Source organism: Mesorhizobium sp. M0633 (assembly GCF_040320645.1).
Lineage (GTDB): Bacteria > Pseudomonadota > Alphaproteobacteria > Rhizobiales > Rhizobiaceae > Mesorhizobium.
The window spans coordinates 21240-38343 of sequence record NZ_JAMYQC010000037.1; the positions used below are offsets into that span (position 1 = coordinate 21240).

Annotated in this window: 13 protein-coding genes and 7 pseudogenes; 7 read left to right on the forward strand and 13 right to left on the reverse strand. The window is 58.4% G+C overall.

What is annotated here, in order from left to right; all coding sequences use genetic code 11:
• Positions 1 to 272 precede the first annotated feature (272 nt).
• The 11 genes and pseudogenes from NKI47_RS28955 to NKI47_RS29005 form a co-directional block, all read right to left on the reverse strand.
• Positions 273 to 1381: pseudogene (locus tag NKI47_RS28955) on the reverse strand (porin).
• 396 nt (positions 1382 to 1777) lie between these two features.
• Positions 1778 to 2449: an antitoxin Xre/MbcA/ParS-like domain-containing protein gene (locus tag NKI47_RS28960; RefSeq protein WP_352594451.1), complete on the reverse strand. Its 672-nt coding sequence runs from the start codon at positions 2447 to 2449 to the stop codon at positions 1778 to 1780.
• Between the two features lie 87 nt (positions 2450 to 2536).
• Positions 2537 to 3598, reverse strand: a complete 1062-nt coding sequence (locus NKI47_RS28965; RefSeq protein ID WP_352594452.1) for an ABC transporter ATP-binding protein — start codon at positions 3596 to 3598, stop codon at positions 2537 to 2539.
• 109 nt (positions 3599 to 3707) lie between these two features.
• A complete protein-coding gene (locus NKI47_RS28970) occupies positions 3708 to 4559 on the reverse strand; it encodes a carbohydrate ABC transporter permease (RefSeq protein ID WP_352594453.1) in 852 nt (283 codons plus the stop codon).
• Entirely contained in the window at positions 4556 to 5416 is an 861-nt protein-coding gene (locus NKI47_RS28975; protein ID WP_352594454.1) for a carbohydrate ABC transporter permease, read from the reverse strand. Before NKI47_RS28975 ends, NKI47_RS28970 begins: the two co-directional genes overlap by 4 nt.
• A gap of 53 nt (positions 5417 to 5469) precedes the next feature.
• Positions 5470 to 6762: a sugar ABC transporter substrate-binding protein gene (locus NKI47_RS28980; protein ID WP_352594455.1), complete on the reverse strand. Its 1293-nt coding sequence runs from the start codon at positions 6760 to 6762 to the stop codon at positions 5470 to 5472.
• 202 nt (positions 6763 to 6964) lie between these two features.
• Positions 6965 to 8410, reverse strand: a complete 1446-nt coding sequence (locus NKI47_RS28985) for a GH39 family glycosyl hydrolase (RefSeq protein ID WP_352594456.1) — start codon at positions 8408 to 8410, stop codon at positions 6965 to 6967.
• Positions 8411 to 8759: 349 nt separating this feature from the next.
• Positions 8760 to 8996: pseudogene (locus tag NKI47_RS28990) on the reverse strand (LysR substrate-binding domain-containing protein); the annotation flags it as partial.
• Positions 8997 to 9063: 67 nt separating this feature from the next.
• Positions 9064 to 9384, reverse strand: a pseudogene (locus NKI47_RS28995) (integrase core domain-containing protein); the annotation flags it as partial.
• Positions 9375 to 9530 (reverse strand): helix-turn-helix domain-containing protein, encoded by a 156-nt coding sequence (locus tag NKI47_RS29000; protein ID WP_352594474.1) that lies wholly within the window; start codon positions 9528 to 9530, stop codon positions 9375 to 9377. The gene NKI47_RS29000 and the pseudogene NKI47_RS28995, both read right to left, overlap by 10 nt.
• A gap of 216 nt (positions 9531 to 9746) precedes the next feature.
• Positions 9747 to 9900, reverse strand: a pseudogene (locus NKI47_RS29005) (histidinol dehydrogenase); the annotation flags it as partial.
• Here NKI47_RS29005 and NKI47_RS29010 point away from each other — a divergent pair.
• On the forward strand, positions 9865 to 10122 hold the full coding sequence (locus NKI47_RS29010) for a cupin domain-containing protein (protein WP_502898092.1): 258 nt from the start codon (positions 9865 to 9867) through the stop codon (positions 10120 to 10122). The pseudogene NKI47_RS29005 and the gene NKI47_RS29010 overlap by 36 nt on opposite strands.
• Before the next feature lie 1126 nt (positions 10123 to 11248).
• Here NKI47_RS29010 and NKI47_RS29015 read toward each other — a convergent pair.
• Positions 11249 to 11555 (reverse strand): annotated as a pseudogene (locus NKI47_RS29015) (aminotransferase class III-fold pyridoxal phosphate-dependent enzyme); the annotation flags it as partial.
• A gap of 489 nt (positions 11556 to 12044) precedes the next feature.
• Between NKI47_RS29015 and NKI47_RS29020 the strand changes: the two are divergent.
• The 5 genes and pseudogenes from NKI47_RS29020 to tnpB all read left to right on the forward strand — a co-directional run bounded on the left by NKI47_RS29020 (position 12045) and on the right by tnpB (position 15392).
• The gene (locus tag NKI47_RS29020) at positions 12045 to 13487 is read left to right on the forward strand and encodes a GMC oxidoreductase (RefSeq protein WP_352594457.1); all 1443 of its coding nucleotides are present in this window, start codon (positions 12045 to 12047) and stop codon (positions 13485 to 13487) included.
• Positions 13488 to 13500: 13 nt separating this feature from the next.
• On the forward strand, positions 13501 to 13986 hold the full coding sequence (locus NKI47_RS29025) for a hypothetical protein (RefSeq protein ID WP_352594458.1): 486 nt from the start codon (positions 13501 to 13503) through the stop codon (positions 13984 to 13986).
• 251 nt (positions 13987 to 14237) lie between these two features.
• Positions 14238 to 14531 (forward strand): annotated as a pseudogene (locus NKI47_RS29030) (IS6 family transposase); the annotation flags it as partial.
• A 111-nt stretch (positions 14532 to 14642) separates the two neighbouring features.
• A pseudogene (tnpA, locus tag NKI47_RS29035) lies at positions 14643 to 15096 on the forward strand (IS66-like element accessory protein TnpA).
• Between the two features lie 80 nt (positions 15097 to 15176).
• Entirely contained in the window at positions 15177 to 15392 is a 216-nt protein-coding gene (tnpB, locus tag NKI47_RS29040) for an IS66 family insertion sequence element accessory protein TnpB (protein WP_352594475.1), read from the forward strand.
• A 226-nt stretch (positions 15393 to 15618) separates the two neighbouring features.
• Here the strand turns inward: tnpB and NKI47_RS29045 are convergent, their stop codons facing one another.
• Positions 15619 to 16524, reverse strand: coding sequence for a LysR family transcriptional regulator (locus tag NKI47_RS29045; RefSeq protein WP_352594476.1), 906 nt, complete (start codon positions 16522 to 16524; stop codon positions 15619 to 15621).
• A gap of 146 nt (positions 16525 to 16670) precedes the next feature.
• On the opposite strand from NKI47_RS29045, the gene NKI47_RS29050 reads away from it, so the two are divergent.
• Positions 16671 to 17084, forward strand: a complete 414-nt coding sequence (locus NKI47_RS29050; protein ID WP_352594459.1) for a hypothetical protein — start codon at positions 16671 to 16673, stop codon at positions 17082 to 17084.
• Positions 17085 to 17104: the final 20 nt, after the last annotated feature.

Below are 17104 nucleotides of genomic sequence, written 5' to 3' on the forward strand. Positions count from 1 at the left end.
ATCTAGATTTTCTGACAGCAGGTCGTCTCTACACGACGGCAATCCCTTCGATTCAGTCAGAATGCTCGACGGTGTAGAATGAAGGGCGCCTTGGTCAAGGGCGCCCTTCCCATCGGCGGCAGGCTTCGATCCCGGAGGTGCGGACCTAAGCACTTTGGAAGGAGCCGCCGATGTGCCTTTTTGGTATCCCGCTAAGCCAACACCGGCTGGACGGGCGAGTCTAGCGCACGCATCCATATGCGATGGGCGCTACGGTTCAATGCTTCGATCCTTCAGAACGAGCGCTGGAAGCGGAGGATACCGCCGACAGCGTTGCTCTTGCCAGCAGGGATGCCGGTCCAGTTGTAACCGTTGCTGTCGTGGTCGTTATGAGCCCAGTCAACTTCGGCCGTAATCGTGAGACCCGGGACGATCTTGTAGGCGACGTTCGCCGCAAGGCCAAACTCTTTGGCTTCATCATACGACACTTGCAGGTTGAATGCAGTCTTCTCGTTGAGGGTGTAGGTGGCACCACCCCACACGCCCAGTTGCCGCCCCACTGCTTGTAGAAGCCGCGGTCGCCTGCAGGGATCGCATAGGTCGGGTCGTTGAGATTGTCGTCGGTGCCGTAGCCGGCCATGATGAACAGCGCCAGCGCCTCGGTCGCATTCACGTCCAAGCGAACCTTGCCGGCCACTTCTTCGTAGTTGCTGTCATAAGCAACGACGCCGGTGATGGCGCCCCAGCCCTCCGTGTACTTCACGCCGCCGACGACATGCGGAACGGAGCTGTCGATCGTGCCGACCGTGCCAGAGCCTTCTTCGAGGGAGACCACGGCCGAGAAGCCGTTGCCGGCATCAAAGTAGTATTGCACGACGTTGGTGTCGAAACCGCCATAGGGAACCAACGTATCGTTGATGACGTTGCCGGCGTAACCGATGAACGTGTCGAAGGCCGATTCGTCCTTACCGACGCGCAGCCCACCGAGTTGAATCCAGGCAAAGTTCAGCGAGCTGCTGTTACTGCCGTCGGAATAGTTGAAGCGGGTGTCAGTGTAGGTCTTCAAGGTCCCGAGTTCTGTTTCCTGACCAGTCCAGGTCCTCAGCGTGAAGCGGGCCTTCTTGTGCCAGGTATCGTTGATGCTGCCGTCCTCATGGTCGACAGCACGACGGCCGTTGTACGAACCTTCCTCACCGGCCGAAGCATCCCAACGGACATAGCCGCCGATGCGCAGGCAGGTTTCGGTGCCAGGGATGTAGAAATAGCCCGCGCCATAGACGTCGCAGATCTTGACGTACTCAGCTGGTTCCGGCTCGGCGACTGTGACGGCATCGGCCGCGCGTGCGCCTGTGACCGCGCCCAAGGCGGCAGCGGAGCCGAGAAGAAGGCTCTTGATGTTGATTTTTATCTCCAGTCAAAAGATTAAAAAAAAGAGTCAGGGCATCTTCTTTGCTGAAAGACGCATCCCTCCCCATTCCCCAGGATCGAAAAAGATGCGCATCGCGCTGCTTCTTCGCAGTTTGACGCTATCCGCGATATTGAATTATGCAACATATGCTGTGCGGGACGCAGAGATATATACGCAAGCCGTTGCAATTAAGGCACGGAAAGCAAATATATACTGTACAACTCGCGCAACCTATACGAACAACACAAGGTGGATATTTCGCACGATACTGCAAAATACATTACGCAGCGCGTAGTGGCGCGCGACCCTCAATGGGCTTTCACAGGCTCACAACGGGACCAACCGATTGCCGCGATATACGGATTTGCAGTTGGTTTCGTCAGCTGGACTTCATGTCGAGGAAAAGTCTCGTGCAGCCCAAATGACTTCGGCAGCCAGATCTTGCCGGAGCATCTCTATGGGAATTCGGCCATCAAGCCGCGGTGAAGGGGAGGTCAGCCAAAGCCATGCCGGTCTGGGATTGGGGATCAAGGAGAGCACTTGTCGTATCCCCGGCGCAGGCCGGCCGTCGATGAACTGAGCCAAGGGGAACACATGCTTGCGCGCGCCTTTCCGCAATGCGACCACGTCGTTGTGCCGTTGCCACGAATGCAATGTCGATCGCGGTATGTGGAAGTGTTCTTCCAGATATGTGGGCCCTGCAACCTGGCCCGCCCAGTCTTCAATGCGCAGGCATTCGCTTTGCTGATCCCGCGGTTTTATTGCGCACCCATGCGCGACCTCAGTTCGTGCCGTGAGCGAATTCGCCTCACGAGCGAGCCTCCGAACAAATTCGGAGGCCAGGGCGGTCAAATCGTCATGAATCTCTTGTGGGCGCGTTGCATAAAGTGAATCGGCGGCAGTGATATTGCCAGTCCCTATATGCGATGAGATCGAACTCCTTTCCTTTATAACCTCCTCGTGCTGAGCCAGAACGCGCTGGACCTCTTTTGCAACCAAGCTTGAAAGCTCGTCTAGCTCGTCCTGGCGAGGCTCATTTCCAAAATCAAATGATTTTGTCATGTGTGGCTCCCCTGCCGCGTAAGAGTCCGCACGACCAAAGCCCTTGCCGGCGCCGGTGACCAGCCCCGATTTTCCGGAAGCGAAGGGTCACAAGCGCGCGCCGCTTTGCCTGTCAAAGATGTGGGCCCGGCGCGGATCGATCCTCAGCCTTACTTCTTCACCGGGACGGACCGTCAGCCGATCCTTGACAATAGCGTCGATAGGATCTTCGCCAAGCTTGGCGAATATCTGCGTCTCGGAGCCGGTCGGCTCCAGCACCGAAACCGTTGCCGACAAGCCGTCGGGCGCGATGTCGATATGCTCGGGACGGATGCCGTAGATGACCGGCTGACCGCCCTGCGCCCTCGCCCCGTCGGCCGGCAGCACGGAACCCGTGTCCGACACGAAGATCTGGCTACCGTCCTTCGAATCGATCCTGCCCTTGATGAAGTTCATGGCCGGCGAGCCGATGAAACCGGCGACGAAGACATTGCCTGGATTGTCGTAGAGATCGAGCGGTGCGCCGACCTGTTCCAATTTGCCATCCCGCATCACCACGATCTTGTCGGCCATGGTCATTGCCTCGATCTGGTCGTGGGTGACGTAGACGATCGTCGTGCCGAGGCGTTGATGCAGTTCCTTGATTTCGACGCGCATCGCGACACGAAGTTGGGCGTCGAGATTCGATAAAGGCTCATCGAACAGGAAGACTTCCGGGTCGCGCACAATGGCGCGTCCCATAGCCACACGCTGGCGCTGTCCGCCCGAAAGCTGTTTCGGAAATCGGTCGAGCAACTTGCCCAGATCGAGGATTTCGGCCGCCTTCTTCACCTTGGCTTCGATCTCGGCCTTCGGCCTGCCCCTGATCTTGAGCGAGAAGCCCATGTTGTCGGCGACGTTCTTGTGCGGATAGAGCGCATAGTTCTGGAACACCATCGCTATGTCGCGGTCTTTTGGCAGAACATCGTTCACCACCCGCCCGCCGATACTGATCTCTCCGCCCGATATCGCTTCAAGACCGGCGATCATGCGTAACAGGGTGGATTTGCCACACCCCGACGGGCCGACGAGGATGACGAACTCGCCATCGGCGATGTCGACATTCACACCATGAATGACTTGGACGCTTCCATAACGCTTGACGATGTTCCTGACGGTAACTTGAGCCAACTGGCATCCCCTCTATTGCGGCAAAGCAATTTGCATTTTCACGCCGCCCTTTGGGGCGGATGCGGCAATTTCAAACGCTCGAACGCTGTCTCGAATTCGAACGTGCGCGTTATTCTTTGACGCTCGACATCGCGACCGAGTCGGTGAAGAAGCGCTGGAAGCCCAGCAGGATGACTGCAGGGATGAGGCTTAGAATGGTTGATGCAGCGAAGATCTGGCCGTAGTCGGTGGTACGCTCCCCCACCATCAGGGCGAGGGTGATCGGGGCGAGGAACATGTCCTGGCGCGTCGTGACCAGAAGCGGCCAGAGATAGGCCTGCCATTGCCCATTGAAGAGGATGACCCCGGCGGCTATGAGAGCCGGTAGTGAAAGCGGCAGGAAAATCTCGAGGAAAATCCTTAGCCAGCCGGCTCCATCGACTTGAGCCGCTTCAATCAGCGAACGCGGTATGGCGAGGAAGAACTGCCGCAGCAGGAAGATAACTATGCCGCTGCCCACGAAGGGCATGATCAGTGCGATGTAGGTGTTTTGCAGCCCGGCGCGTGCGAAGATGGCCGACAAAGGGACAGCCACGACCTCCTCGGGGACCAAAAAGCTGAAGACGATGATGGCGAAGACGACCTCGCGGCCGCGCCACTGCATGGCGCTCAACGCGAAGGCTGCGGCTGCGCACACCAGCAGTCCGACGACCACCGTACATGCGGCCACGACGATCGAGTTGATCAATCCGGTCCGGAACGCTCCGCCGAGCGCGCTGCCAAAATTTGCCAGCGTCGGCCGTGGCGGAATGAAGCTGCCAATGGAAAGCGGATCGAGCGAGGTGAATATCTCGCTACCGGGCCGGAGGCTTGCGGCAACCAGCCAGACGATCGGCAGCAGAAAGCCGGCGGCGACGGCGATGCCGAACAGGAGCTTAAGGATGCGCTCCGCCCCGGCCGAGCTTGTTTCTTCGGCCCTCATAGTTGCTTCTCCCGCGACAGCAACCGGAACTGGATGAGCATGATGACCATCATGAGGACCATCAAGGTCAACCCTTCCGCAGCAGCCAATGGCACGTCGTTGAAGAAGTAAGCCTGCTGATACACGTCGTACATGATGAGCTGCGTGCTGCCGCCGGGCCCGCCTCGGGTAAGTATCGCGATCGGAGCGAACAGCAGAAATGCGGCTACTGTGTCAGCGACGATTACGAAGGCCAGCGGCCGACGCATCAGCGGGATAGTGATGTGCCACAGCGACGAAAGCTTCCCAGCCCCATCGATCGATGCTGCCTCATAGAGATCGCGAGGAATGTCCTTTAGGCCACCGATGAGGAAAATCATCCAGAAGCCGACTCCGATCCACGAGCTCGTGACGACGATCGACATCAGTGCCTGGTCTGGCGATGCGAGGAACGGCTGAGCGCTCACGCCCACAGAACTCAACAGCGCATTTGCCAGTCCCTGCGGGCGCAATGCAGCACCCCACAGGATGGCTGCGACGCTCGATGGGATGAGTACCGGCAGGAACACCAGAATTCGCAGCAGCGAGACGATCCGCGAGTTTCCGGCAAACAGCAGAGCGAGGCCGAAAGAGATTGCCGTCTGCAGCGGCACGGCCACCGCGACAAAGGTTAGGGTGGTATGCAGGGTCTTGGCAAACGTAGGCGAGGAGAAAAGGAACTCGAAATTATCTAGGCCGGCGAATTCGCCGTCGGGGCCGGACAAGCTCTGCTGAACGAGCCAGCATGCTGGCAACAACCGAAACCCGATGAGGGCAACCAGAGCCGGCGTCAGGAAGAGGAGCGGCGCTATGGCCGCTCTCCATTTTGAACGCATCATGGGAGTGGCCCTCACAATCCGTCCCTCAGGAACCGCTTCCATCGCCATGGCTTTTAGCGCTCGATGCGCTTGAAACTGCGCTCAAGTTCACGTTGAAGCTGCGGAAATGTCTCAGCGGCATCACTTCCGTTGCGGATATCGCTCCACGCACGCGTGACCAGCTCCTCCAATTGGAGATATCCGAGTGTACGCGGTCGCCGGATAGCCGTGTTCGCGAGCTCGTAGCGGACCAAAGAATCAATACCCTTCAGGTTGGGATTTTGCTGGGGAATGCGGCTCAGCACCTCGGCCGCAACTTCGATGTTCGCGGACAGGTTGTTTCCGCCGGTGGCAACTAACGCCCCGTCTTTGTCCAAGCCTGCGAAGTTCAAGAATTCCAGGGCCTGGTCGGCGTTCGTTGTGTCCGCCGCCACTCCCAGATGGAATGATTCAGAAGGCGTCACCGCCTTGCCACCGGCGAAATACGGTTGAGGCGCCGCTCCATAGTCAAGACCATCGACCTTGTTGAAGTCGGCGATATACCGGGGGCCGCTAACAAGAAATGCAAGACGGCCGGCTGCGAACAGGTCTCTCATCTCTTGATAGTTGGTCGGCCCACGCGAGGCCACGCCATCGGCGAAGATGCTCCCATACCATTTTCCTGCCTGCAGCCAAGCATCGTTGGCCACGTCTACGGTCAGCAAATCGTCACCCTTGACGCCTGGCCCACCGCCAAGCGACTCCGGAAGGACCTGTAGCTGGTAGTAGCGATCGACTTGCTCGAAGCCGAAGCCCGTCTCGGCTCCGGCCGCCTGCGCCTTCTTGGCAAGCTCGATGACCTTGTCCCAGGTCATGCGCGCGTCGGGCGAGACACCCGGCGCTTCAACGCCGGCCTTGGCCAGAAGCCCCTTGTTGAAGTACAGGAGTTGCGATGACTCCCACATCGGCATTGACAGCATCTTCCCGTTGTAGGTAGCGCCCTGCACATCGCTGGGGAACAGTATGCCCTTGCTTTTTTCCCCGAAGGCGCTCGTCAAGTCTGCCAAAATGCCCAGCTTCGAGAACGTCGGGACATAAGTCGGGTCCACGAGGAAGACATCTATTCCGGAATTTCCCGTCCGGAAGCGCTGGACTATCGTGTTCTGAAGGTCGGCAAAGGGCACGCCTTCGTAGGAAACCTTTACGCCTGACACCTTTTCGAAGGCATCGAAGAGCCCCTTAAAACCGGCGCCGTCTCCCCAGCCGAAGACTCGCAGCTTCTTGTCCTGCGCCCTGGCCGGCAATGATCCAAGGAGTGGCAGCGCCGACACCCCCAACATGCCAGTCAAGAAGCCGCGCCGACCCAAGCGATAGCCCGTTATAGTCATCTTGTTTCCTCCCGTGCGTTCTGCGGCCCAGAATGGAACCGCTTCCTTAGCTCTGATTTCTTGCAAGAAGGCAATAACCTAATATTGCCAGCCACCCAAGCCGCGTAGCAATGACTCGGCTTGAGGAGACCGCATAGTTCAGCCGGTAGAACTCCACTTCATATTCAGCTCGCCGATATCATTCGGTCTCATTATGCTGGCATTAGTGTCGGTCCGGGAACGTCATCACCGCCACTGTGTACGCCTCCAGTGCAATTGTGTCGGATGTGGTCTTTGCGATCGCGGGCGGCGCGGAGCCCGTAGTCTGGTCCACCCATACCTTCTCTCCGCCGCTGGAGCCTGGGACACAGATTTTGGCTGGATGCTGGCTCTTATTCACCAGCAGGAGGCGCCGCTCGCCACCTTTGGTAACGACTGGCATTGCGTAAACATAGGGGTGGTCCTGGCCTTGTTCCAGGGCGACGATTCTATCGCCAGGGCTAAAGTAGTCATGTAACAGTTGAAGCACGCGAAACCGTGGGTTTGGTTCACCGGTCGTCCAGTCAAGTAGAGAGATGGAGTGCTGACGAGGCTCACCTGCTAGGAGCATTGATGCATCAACAACGTCGATTCCCTTCCGGCTAAGCTCGCCGAACAAATACGCATACAGCGCTCCGGAGAGATACCAATGGGAGTCAGGAATTGGCCGTGCGGCGTCGACCGTCGGAGGCCATGGGTCTTTTCTATGAAATGCGCCAATCTCGGTTATCATCGTGCGAGTCTCGGGAGATAGCCGGGATCGAATGTTCTCCACGTACCTAACGGTGGCCAAGAAGGTATCGGCCTGGGCGAAGAACGTGTAGCCTTGAACTTCTGGGGACTCGTCAGGGCTTGGCGTAGCATAGAAATGATACGAAATGTAGTCTAGCGGAATGCCCGGCTCATGATTGTTGTGGTCAAGAAAATACTCGAAGAAGCGTGGGTTCGTATCCGCCCTAAACAGCGCCATGCCGACAAATTTTAGATTTGGTTGCACCTTCCGCATCGCCATGACTACTTGATCATACAACTTCGTATAGATCTCCGGTGTCATGTTGTGCTCACAATCGACCTCGTTCAGGACCTCCCAGAAGGGGACCGAGTAGTAATGTCCGGATTCATGTCGTGTACCTATTTCATCGACAAAGCCACCCTGGGTGTACCAGCTGAGGAGTCTTGCGTAGTAGTCGGCTATCTCCTTGAAGGTCGGATCTCGAGGCTCCCTGCCTTGCGTGTAGCTGTACGTGGCCTCGTCGGGGTCGGCCGGGTATCTTACCGGCTCGGCCGTTCTCCACATCCATTGTGGCATGGTGCTGAAGTCTAAGACGACTGAGTGCCCCTTCGTGGCTTCGAAGAAGTCTATCATCATCGGATCAATCAGAGAAAAATCCCAGGAAGTCGTCGTGTCCGTTGGCGGCTCAAGTTCGGCCACCGCCAGCTTAGGATACGGCAGCCATGGGATATAGCGAACGTAATCGGTGCCAAGGTCGCGCAGGGCCTTGTATGCATTCTCTCCGATGATGTTGCCAGGGCGGAAGTACGGGTTCACGGCGACCTGCAGTGATGGCGTTGTTTTCGAGACTCGTTCCGTGGTGTCCCAATCGGCTGAGACAGTGGTGAATGTGGCCAAGGGATATACCTCCGGGAATATATTGATTGGTGGTTCGTCGGGGATGCCCGGCTAGACGGACGATCGTGTCCGTCCCAGCGGGCTGCCTCAGCGACCGCGGTCGCGTCGGCGAGGAGAGCGATGCATGGCGTTTCGTCCGGATACTTCACCTCCGCAGTTCAATGGATCCTGCAATAGCTCTTGCCCATCGCAGCCAAGCTCGACCTGGGGCTGATAGTCGTCGGCCGGGTGACGCGCAGGGGCTTAACTTGCTTCAGGTCCTTGGGTACTCGCGCCACATAGTGAAGTCCAGCCCATACTCTTGATACTCATTATTCGATATCGTGATGATTGAGGGTGCGGGCCGCGGTCACGCCAGCGGTTGCACGCCGCAGGGTCGTGGACTGGAACGCATGGCGGCCACGAGGGCCCGGGCAGCAGGCGACTGCACACGTCCAATCAGCCACCAGACAGCTACATCCCGCTGAGCTGCATCTGCGCTGATGTCCCGGATCTCCAAGCCATCGACAGCCGATACGTTCAGTGCGACTTCGTTTGTCACGCCAACGCCGAGCCCTGCTCGAACGAGTTCGATCAAAGACTGGGGGTGAGTGACCTCGTCGCGGGGTCCGGGTAGCGATCGAGACTACGCCAGAGGGGGTGGTGAGGGCTGGCTAGCTGTGGAGCCTCAACAGGTTGTCCAGGGTTAGAGCGAGGCGACTGATAGGTGTTTTGGATTTTAAGCTCCCCTGGGGACGGTGCCAATTGTAGCGATGCAGCCAGACCGGCAACTCTGCGGCGCGGTGATCTGAAGTCGGATAGGCTATGGCATAGGCCCATTCGCGCAGCGCCGTCTGGATGAAGCGCTCGGCCTTGGTCTTGGGCGTGTAAGGCCTTGTCCTGACATGCTCGAGGCCGAGATCGCGGCAGGCCTTTGCGAAGGCCTTCGATCTATAGCAGGAGCCGTTGTCGGTCATGACGCGGGCTATCGCGACGGGCGCTGCAACAGCGGTGCTCCCAGTTCACGTTCGAGCGACGCGACGTGATTGCTCACTGTCGGCTGGGAGTAGTGCAGTACGTCGGCGGCGCGGGCGAACCCCTGGTGCTCTACCACCGCGAGGAAGGTGGTCACCCATTGCATCTCCACCAGCCCACCTCCTCTGTATCAAGATATCACGATCTCTGATGTTCACTATCGCTGTCATGCCCTGGACTTGAAATCGACGAGCGCCGATGCCGCCAGCGGGAAGATGAAACGCAACATTCAACCCACTCCCCGGGGAAAGCTCTCGTCGGCCCGGAACCGACATAGAGCGTGCGCAATCGCCACGCAATCGCGACACGTGATGGGCGATGACCTGTTGCAGCCTGCGACCTCTGCCGGCACAATGGTCTACAGGTGCAGAGAGAAGCGAGTAACGTACGCCCGGCACGTAGCAGCCGACAGTATCGATCGGGATGACCCGGTGACCGAGGTGAAGCCCCGAGAGGCTTTCGATTTCGAGCGGCAGGCTGCACGAACCTGGTCTGACAGCGGCGAAGAATTCCCTCATGTAGTGCAGGAAGCCGGCATGGTTCTATCTGGTATGGTCGAGGTGTCTGTGGGAAACCAAAAGCGAATCCTTCAGTCTGGCGATGGCTACTATTTTGGCAGTCGTTTGCCTCATGGATTTCGGAATGTTTACGACGGCCAAAGCGAAATCCTAAGTGCGATCACGCCGCCAACTTACTAATGAGTGGCAGTCAATGGGACGGCGAGCTGTGGTTCTCTGTTAAAATTCTAACCAGCTTCGCTTGGGTCAATGTTAACGTTTGAAACCGCGATTGTGCCCCAATATACAGGAAATCGGCACTTTCGGTTAACATAGCAGGAAGCTTGGCCGGGATGACGCCGCGCCGCTTAATGTTTTGCAGAAGAATAACGAATAACCGTCGCAGACCAAGTGGGTTTGTCCCAGCTTGTCAGCGGAGACGCAAGCGCTCCGATGTGAAGGCGTATTGAAGCCGACGTTTCCGTCATCTTTCCCAGGGCGGTCGGACGGCCCAACACTATGGTCGTCTTCATTTCGCTGGAACCCGAGTGAAAATTGCCACCCATCAGTAGCTGGACGAGCCGCGCGGTCAAGGATGTTGTGGGGAAACCCAGCTGTCACAGATATGATTGACTCGGCGGCGCGCGGAAGCGAAGAAACAGATCAAACCATGGCTCATCCGGGCCGCAGCGTTTAGTTGAAAACGTCGGTCGCCAAAGCCACCGTCGGATCAATTTGGACAATCCACCAAGTCTCGCGCCAAGCTTGACCGTCCGCAGGTCACGCTCGGCGGCGAGTATGTTGGTGCGGCTCGTATTCTATGCGTCGAGGGATAGAAGGCCGTGCTGCCATCGAAAGTGACCCAGGCTTTGGTGATAAATTTTCCATAGGTAACCCAAGTGTAAGCACCCGATAAAAGATTAATCTCGGAACGAATATTCCTGTTGCCTGCGACGATCCGTCCGACATGTCGCGATCGAGTGGAGCGCTCGCCGATGACGATTCCCGTCGCGGTAAACAGCCCCCGGCCGCCCCATCCTTTTTGTCCAGTCGGCCTCGTCCATCACAATGGCCCGCTTCCCCGATAGGGGCGGGGATCGGCTGCCGCGAAAGCGGCATTCCGCGCTGCGCGGAGCGCAAAGACGCTGCACATTAGGGCGATCGTTGCGCAGAATCCCCGTCCCCGGATCGGCATAGAAGTAAGCCGTTCTGCGGGCCGGGAACGCGATCGGCAAGGGCGATCAAGCGGACGGCCTCGCACGTCACGCCAATCGCCACGACGACGATGGCAGCGCTTACTACGAGCCGGCATTGACCGTGATGGCTACGGCAGATCGACGCCACCTTGCACCGCAAGAACCTTTTTCAGATACTCTGAGGTGTCCCTATCGGCTCCCCAATACCCGTCGTAAGGCATAAACCTGTAGCGGCTTACGGCAGACCTGCTGCTCCCCGATAGTGTCGATTGCCCGTTATCGCAAGCGTGCCCAACTCACCCCATGATATCCGTTGGTGAATGAAACTGTGTTGTGCCGTCCTGTAGCCTTACGCGCGAGCTTCAAAGCAGCTTCGACGGCCTTGGCGCCGGTGGGGCCGGGGAACTGAAATTTATATTTCAGACCGCGTCGGCGCAAAGCGCCGTTTTTCGGTTCGTTTTGCGCCGAACCGGGCATCACGGCCCATCGTTTAAATGCAAGGCCCCGATGACCTGGAAACCATCCGTGATGCTGGGGCAGTTCCTTCCACTAGCCTGCCTCCCGAATGGAGCCGGACACTTCTGCCTCCGGTAGTTTCAGGAACTCCGCTCGGCGGGAGTGTATCTGCCGATTTGTCGTGTGTGTGACAACATCAACCCACCTACCAGAACCAAGCCGTTGCGTAACCTGTTGAAATAACGAGGAAAGGAAGTTCAGATCTCATTTTTGGCCATCGGCACGATTTTGAAAGACTGGAGAGGTCGCGGCAAGAAGTGTTGCCTAACTACCCAATGTGGTAGTGGCAAACTCATTTTGCGGTGCGTAACAGTGCGATGCAACATTGAAATTGTCTCGCTGACCTGCAGGTAGCCCTATCGCACCGTTATCGGCGTCAGTTGCAGGGGTCAGCGGCCGAAGAGGCCATAAATGGTACTTGACATCCGAGCCCAACAGGTCGCCGGCGAGCACTATGATCTTGTCGTGATCGGCTCCGGCTTCGGTTCAGCCTTCTTCTTGCACGAGTTCTCCAGGAGAAGAAAAGGGCGCGTTCTCGTCCTCGAATGGGGGCGCCACAACACGCATGATTGGCAACTTGAGCACGGCTCAAACAGCAACGTCCAGGACGACAGTACCTATTCCAGCAACTCCAGCAAGCCGTGGGACTACACCATCGGCCTGGGGGGCGGAACAAACTGCTGGTTTGCGCAGACGCCGCGCTTTCATCCGAAAGATTTCATGCTGAAAAGCCTCTACGGCATCGGTCTCGATTGGCCGCTCAGCTATGACGATCTCGAGCCTTTTTACTGCACGGCCGAGGCGATCATGTCGATTTCCGGCGATCCCGATATGGCCGCGGTCATGCCGCGTTCCAGGCCTTTCCCTCAGCCGCCTCATCGCATGTCGGCGCCGGACCGGATGATGAAAGCGGCGCAGCCCGGCCAGCATTTCGTTATGCCGACTGCGCGCGCACGCATCGCGACGGAACAGCGCTCCGCCTGCTGCGCATCCTTCCGGTGCTGGCTGTGTCCAGTCGACGCGAAATTCACCGCCAATAACGGCTTCATGCATCTCTTCGAACATCCCGATGTTGCGGTGTGCCTCAATTCGGAGGTGCGCCGGCTGGAGTACGCCGGCGGATCTGTTCAGTCGGTTACATTCGTGAATGAGGACAAGGAGTTCCAGGTCACGGCGGATCTGTTCGTCCTGGGGGCGAACGCCATTCAGAGTCCGGCGATAATGCTGCGATCGGATCTCGACGGCGAGTGGGTAGGACGTGGATTGCACGAATGCTTTGGTTGGAATTTCGAGGCCTATCTCGACGGGATTGACAATTTCGACGGCTCGACGATCACAACCGGGCTGAATTTCGGCCTGTACGACGGACCACACCGGTCGAACCACGCCGCCGCACTTGTCTATTTCGAGAACCAGTGGTCGTACGGGATGCGTCCCGAACCGGGACGGCTCCGGCAGACCCTGCCGCTGATCGTCGTGACGGAAGACCTCCTCAAGCCGGAGAACCGTGTCACGCTCGACGAGAACGAGAACGCCCACGTCATTTACGCGGGGCCTTCCGATTATGCCGTGGAGGGCATGGCGCAGGCCAAGCAGCGGCTTGGTGAGCTGCTTCGGCCACTGCCGGTGCAGCAGATATTCGACCGAGGGCAAATGAAAACCGTAGCGCATGTTCAAGGGACGCTGCGGATGGGTAGGGATGTTACGGATTCTGTCGTCGACCGGAACATGATCCACCATAAACTCAGGAATCTCGTCATTGTGGGTAGCAGCACCTTTCCGAGCTGTTCGTGCGCCAATCCCAGCCTGACTGCTGCCGCCCTCTCTCTCAGGGCGGCGAGCCGCATCGCGTGAGGAGGGATCCGGCATGATCACGGTTTCGAGACGCGTCGTGCTTGGGCTTCTGGGAGGCGGTGTGGCCTCTATGGGTCTCGCTTACGCCTGGGTGCGCTCCTTCGCCCACGAGGACCTGGTCCGCATGGTACTTGAGCGCCATCTTGGGCCCGTGAACATGGCTGAGAACGAACTCCGGTCGTTCACCCAGGAGTTCCTCACCCAGCGTCCGACGACCTTTCCGACCGAAAACTTAGCGGGCCTTTCCGCGCTTCTGGAGAAGCTCAGGCTTGCATCCGCTGCGCGTGCCATCCTACCCGGCGACCGTGCGCAGCGGTTGGAGCATTTCGAGCGCTGGCTGCTCGCGGACTTCCACCTTTTGACCGACTATGCCTGGCGTCAATCACCAGGCGATCCGATCCGTTTCACGGGCCCGCAACCATGCGCCAACCCGTTTGCGATTATCGAAACAGCCAATAACCCCCAGCAGAGCTGGGGGTTTGAAGGGCAACCGCCATAAGCGGTTATAAAGGATTCTAGGACAGATGATTGGAGGTTAGGAGGATCCGAGCCTCAGTTGCATCTGGTCCAACTGCTTGTCGGCCAATTCCTGGTTTCTGTGTAGGCGCGGATCATCTCCTCGTCCCGCTCGACGGTCGAAGCGAAGTAGCCCCTCGCACAAAATTTGGCCCCTGGAAGTTGGGATCTGTTACAACCTTTTGATTACCAGCGCTGTGGCAAGGAGCCTTCGATCATTTTCGGAAAGTTGCAATGTTCAAAGGTCGTCAGTTCGACCAGTCCGTGATCCTGCTTTGCGTGCGCTGGTACCTGGCCTACAATCTGAGCCTGCGTGATCTTGAGGAGATGATGGCCGACCGCGGCATTACGGTCGATCACACGACCATTCACCGCTGGACCGTTCGTTTCTCGCCCTTGTTTCTCGAGCGCTTCAACCGGCGCAAGCGTAGCGTGACCGGCAAATGACATGTCGACGAGACCTACATCAAGGTCCGCGGCCAGTGGATGTATCTCTATCGCGCCATCGACAATGTCGGTGACACAGTTCAGCGAGCAGCGCGACCTGCCGTATGCGCCGCCTATATCCCATTGATTTCCCGTGTTTCTGAACATTGAGGTTTCTGGCAGAAGGTCCTCGGCAACAGCTGGAGATTTGGCATGGCGGATGGTGACGGGTTTGTCGGTCGATGTGATGTTGTCGAGCCTCGTCGGGGGAATCGTCGTTGGCCTGAGACCATGAAGGCGCGGATAGTGGCGGAGAGCCTTCAGCCTGGAGCTCGGGTTGTGGATGTTGCGCGTCGTCATGATCTCTTGCGCATCAGCTTTTGGATTGGCGACGACGGGCACGTCAGGTCTTCTGACGCTGCCTGCGGAACTGATGCCAGCCATACCGGTCTTTGAGGACGGGCCTGTCGAACCCGCCTTTGTGCCACTGGCGATTATGACGGAGCCGAAGATGGCTACCGATGCTTCGCCGGTTCCGGAGCCGGTCGAGATCACTTCTGGGATCGTTACAGTAGAAATAGGCACAGGCCTGGTGATGCGGATTCCCGGCGATGTACCGGTTGATCGGGTCGCGGCCTTGGTGTACGCGATGCGAGGGATGGCATGATCGTCGCGGGCAAACGATTACCGATCCTGATCGCAACGCGGCCGGTGGACTTCCGCTGTGGCCATCAGGCACTGGCATTGATGGTTCAGACTGAGTTGAAGCTTGAACCGCATTCCGGGGTGTCCGTGATCTTCCGGTCGAAGCGCGGGGATCGTCTGAAAATCCTAGTATGGGTTGGCACCGGAATGGTGCTCACCTACACATCCTGGAACAGGGGGGGAGCTTTGCCTGGGGTCGGAACAAGAGCAGTGCGAAATCGTACGTGGCCCTTATCAACCAAAGACAGCTATTGCTGATTTGATGATAAGGCCGCGGTGCGGGCTTCGACGCATCTTGACGACCCGTGGCGGCTGGGGAGGCGTAGGGGCTTAACTTGCTTCAGGTCCAAATTGTTCATCTTGTGGCCGCACGACTTGGGCACTCGCGGTTTTTCTCATCCTGTCGCGTCCCCATTGTGAAGTCGAGCCCATACTCTTGATACTCATTATTCGATAGCGTGATGATTTGAGGGTGCGGCCGCGGTCAGGCCAGCGGTTGCACGCCGCAGGGTCGTGGACCGGAACGCATGGCGGCCACGAGGGCCCGGGCAGCAGGCGACTGCACACGTCCAGTCAGCCACCAGACAGCTACATCCCGCTGAGCTGCATCTGCGCTGATGTCCCGGATCTCCAAGCCATCGACAGCCGAGACGTTCAGTGCGACTTCGTTTGTCACGCCAACGCCGAGCCCTGCTCGAACGAGTTCGATCAAAGACTGGGGGTGAGTGACCTCGTACGCGGGGTCCGGATAGCGATCGAGACTACGCCAGAGGGGGTGGTGAGGGCTGGCTAGTTCGCCATGCCCAGTCATTATGAGCGGCAGGTTGGCAAGCTCGTCTATCGCAACGCGGCCTGCGTGTGCGGCCAACGGGTGCTCGTGATGCAACACCACTTTGTAGCGCTCCCGCCACAACAGTTGATGCGCGAATGTCGCCACCGACAGGGGCGGCGTGGTTGGGCGTAGCAAGAGCTCGACTTGACCGGTGAGCGCTGCTTGCGCAAGGTCGTCGGCGCGTGCCTCCACCAGCCGAACGGTGATCCTTGGATGTCGCTTTCTGAAACTCCTGAGTAGGCCAGGAACGTAGCCGGCCGCAGCGCTGGCGTAGGCACCCAGTGTGACTGAACCAGAGCGCAGACCGGTGACATCCGCGACCGCACTGCGAGCGGTCTCAATCTCACGAACCAACGCTCGGCCATGGGGGAGGAAAGCCGCCCCCGCCTCCGTCAGTGCGACCGGGCGGCGATAGCGCTGCAACAGCGGTGCTCCCAGTTCACGTTCGAGCGACGCGACGTGATTGCTCACTGTCGGCTGGGAGTAGTGCAGTACGTCGGCGGCGCGGGCGAACCCCTGGTGCTCTACCACGGCGAGGAAGGTGGTCACCCATTGCATCTCCACCAGCCCACCTCCTCTGGATCAAGATATCAAGATCTCTGATGTTCACTATCGCTATCATGCCCTGGACTTGAATCGGTCTCGCCAGACGAGCATGTGTCTGGCGTTGCAATCCGATCTGTGAGCCCTTGGAGGCGGGGTACGTGACACGCATCAACCAGATCGAGGCGACTACCGTGTTGTCGCTTCGCATGGTCGCGGAATTTGCTGGAAGAAAAGTTGCCGAGCGCAATTACACGGGCGACCGGTTCGAGGCGGCTTTCGTCGCCCGCCTCGATAGCGCGCCGATCGGAAGCTGCATGCTCGTCCGCAACAAGATCGACCTGGCGCATGATCTGACACCCTGGCTTGCCGGGCTCGTCGTTGACGAGGCGTATCATGACGAGCGCCGATGCCGCCACCGAGCGAGTCGTGTCGATCACCGCAATGATGACCGAAATCGACAACGCAACCAAAGCCATGAAGCGCAACATCCAACCCACTCCCCGGGAAAAGCTCCCGTCTTCTCCGCAACCGACATAGAGCGTGCGCAATCGCCACGCAATCGCAACACGTGATTTTGAGCCGATCTTGTTTG

What these genes read in the sequence shown, in the direction of transcription:
- NKI47_RS28960 (WP_352594451.1), bottom strand. Translation starts at nt 2,449, where the DNA reads ATGACAAAATCATTTGATTTTGGAAATGAGCCTCGCCAGGACGAGCTA.
- NKI47_RS28970 (WP_352594453.1), bottom strand. Translation starts at nt 4,559, where the DNA reads ATGAGGGCCGAAGAAACAAGCTCGGCCGGGGCGGAGCGCATCCTTAAG.
- NKI47_RS28975 (WP_352594454.1), bottom strand. Translation starts at nt 5,416, where the DNA reads ATGATGCGTTCAAAATGGAGAGCGGCCATAGCGCCGCTCCTCTTCCTG.
- NKI47_RS28980 (WP_352594455.1), bottom strand. Translation starts at nt 6,762, where the DNA reads ATGACTATAACGGGCTATCGCTTGGGTCGGCGCGGCTTCTTGACTGGC.
- NKI47_RS29000 (WP_352594474.1), bottom strand. Translation starts at nt 9,530, where the DNA reads ATGCAATGGGTGACCACCTTCCTCGCGGTGGTAGAGCACCAGGGGTTC.
- NKI47_RS29020 (WP_352594457.1), top strand. Translation starts at nt 12,045, where the DNA reads ATGGTACTTGACATCCGAGCCCAACAGGTCGCCGGCGAGCACTATGAT.
- NKI47_RS29025 (WP_352594458.1), top strand. Translation starts at nt 13,501, where the DNA reads ATGATCACGGTTTCGAGACGCGTCGTGCTTGGGCTTCTGGGAGGCGGT.
- tnpB (WP_352594475.1), top strand. Translation starts at nt 15,177, where the DNA reads ATGGTTCAGACTGAGTTGAAGCTTGAACCGCATTCCGGGGTGTCCGTG.
- NKI47_RS29045 (WP_352594476.1), bottom strand. Translation starts at nt 16,524, where the DNA reads ATGCAATGGGTGACCACCTTCCTCGCCGTGGTAGAGCACCAGGGGTTC.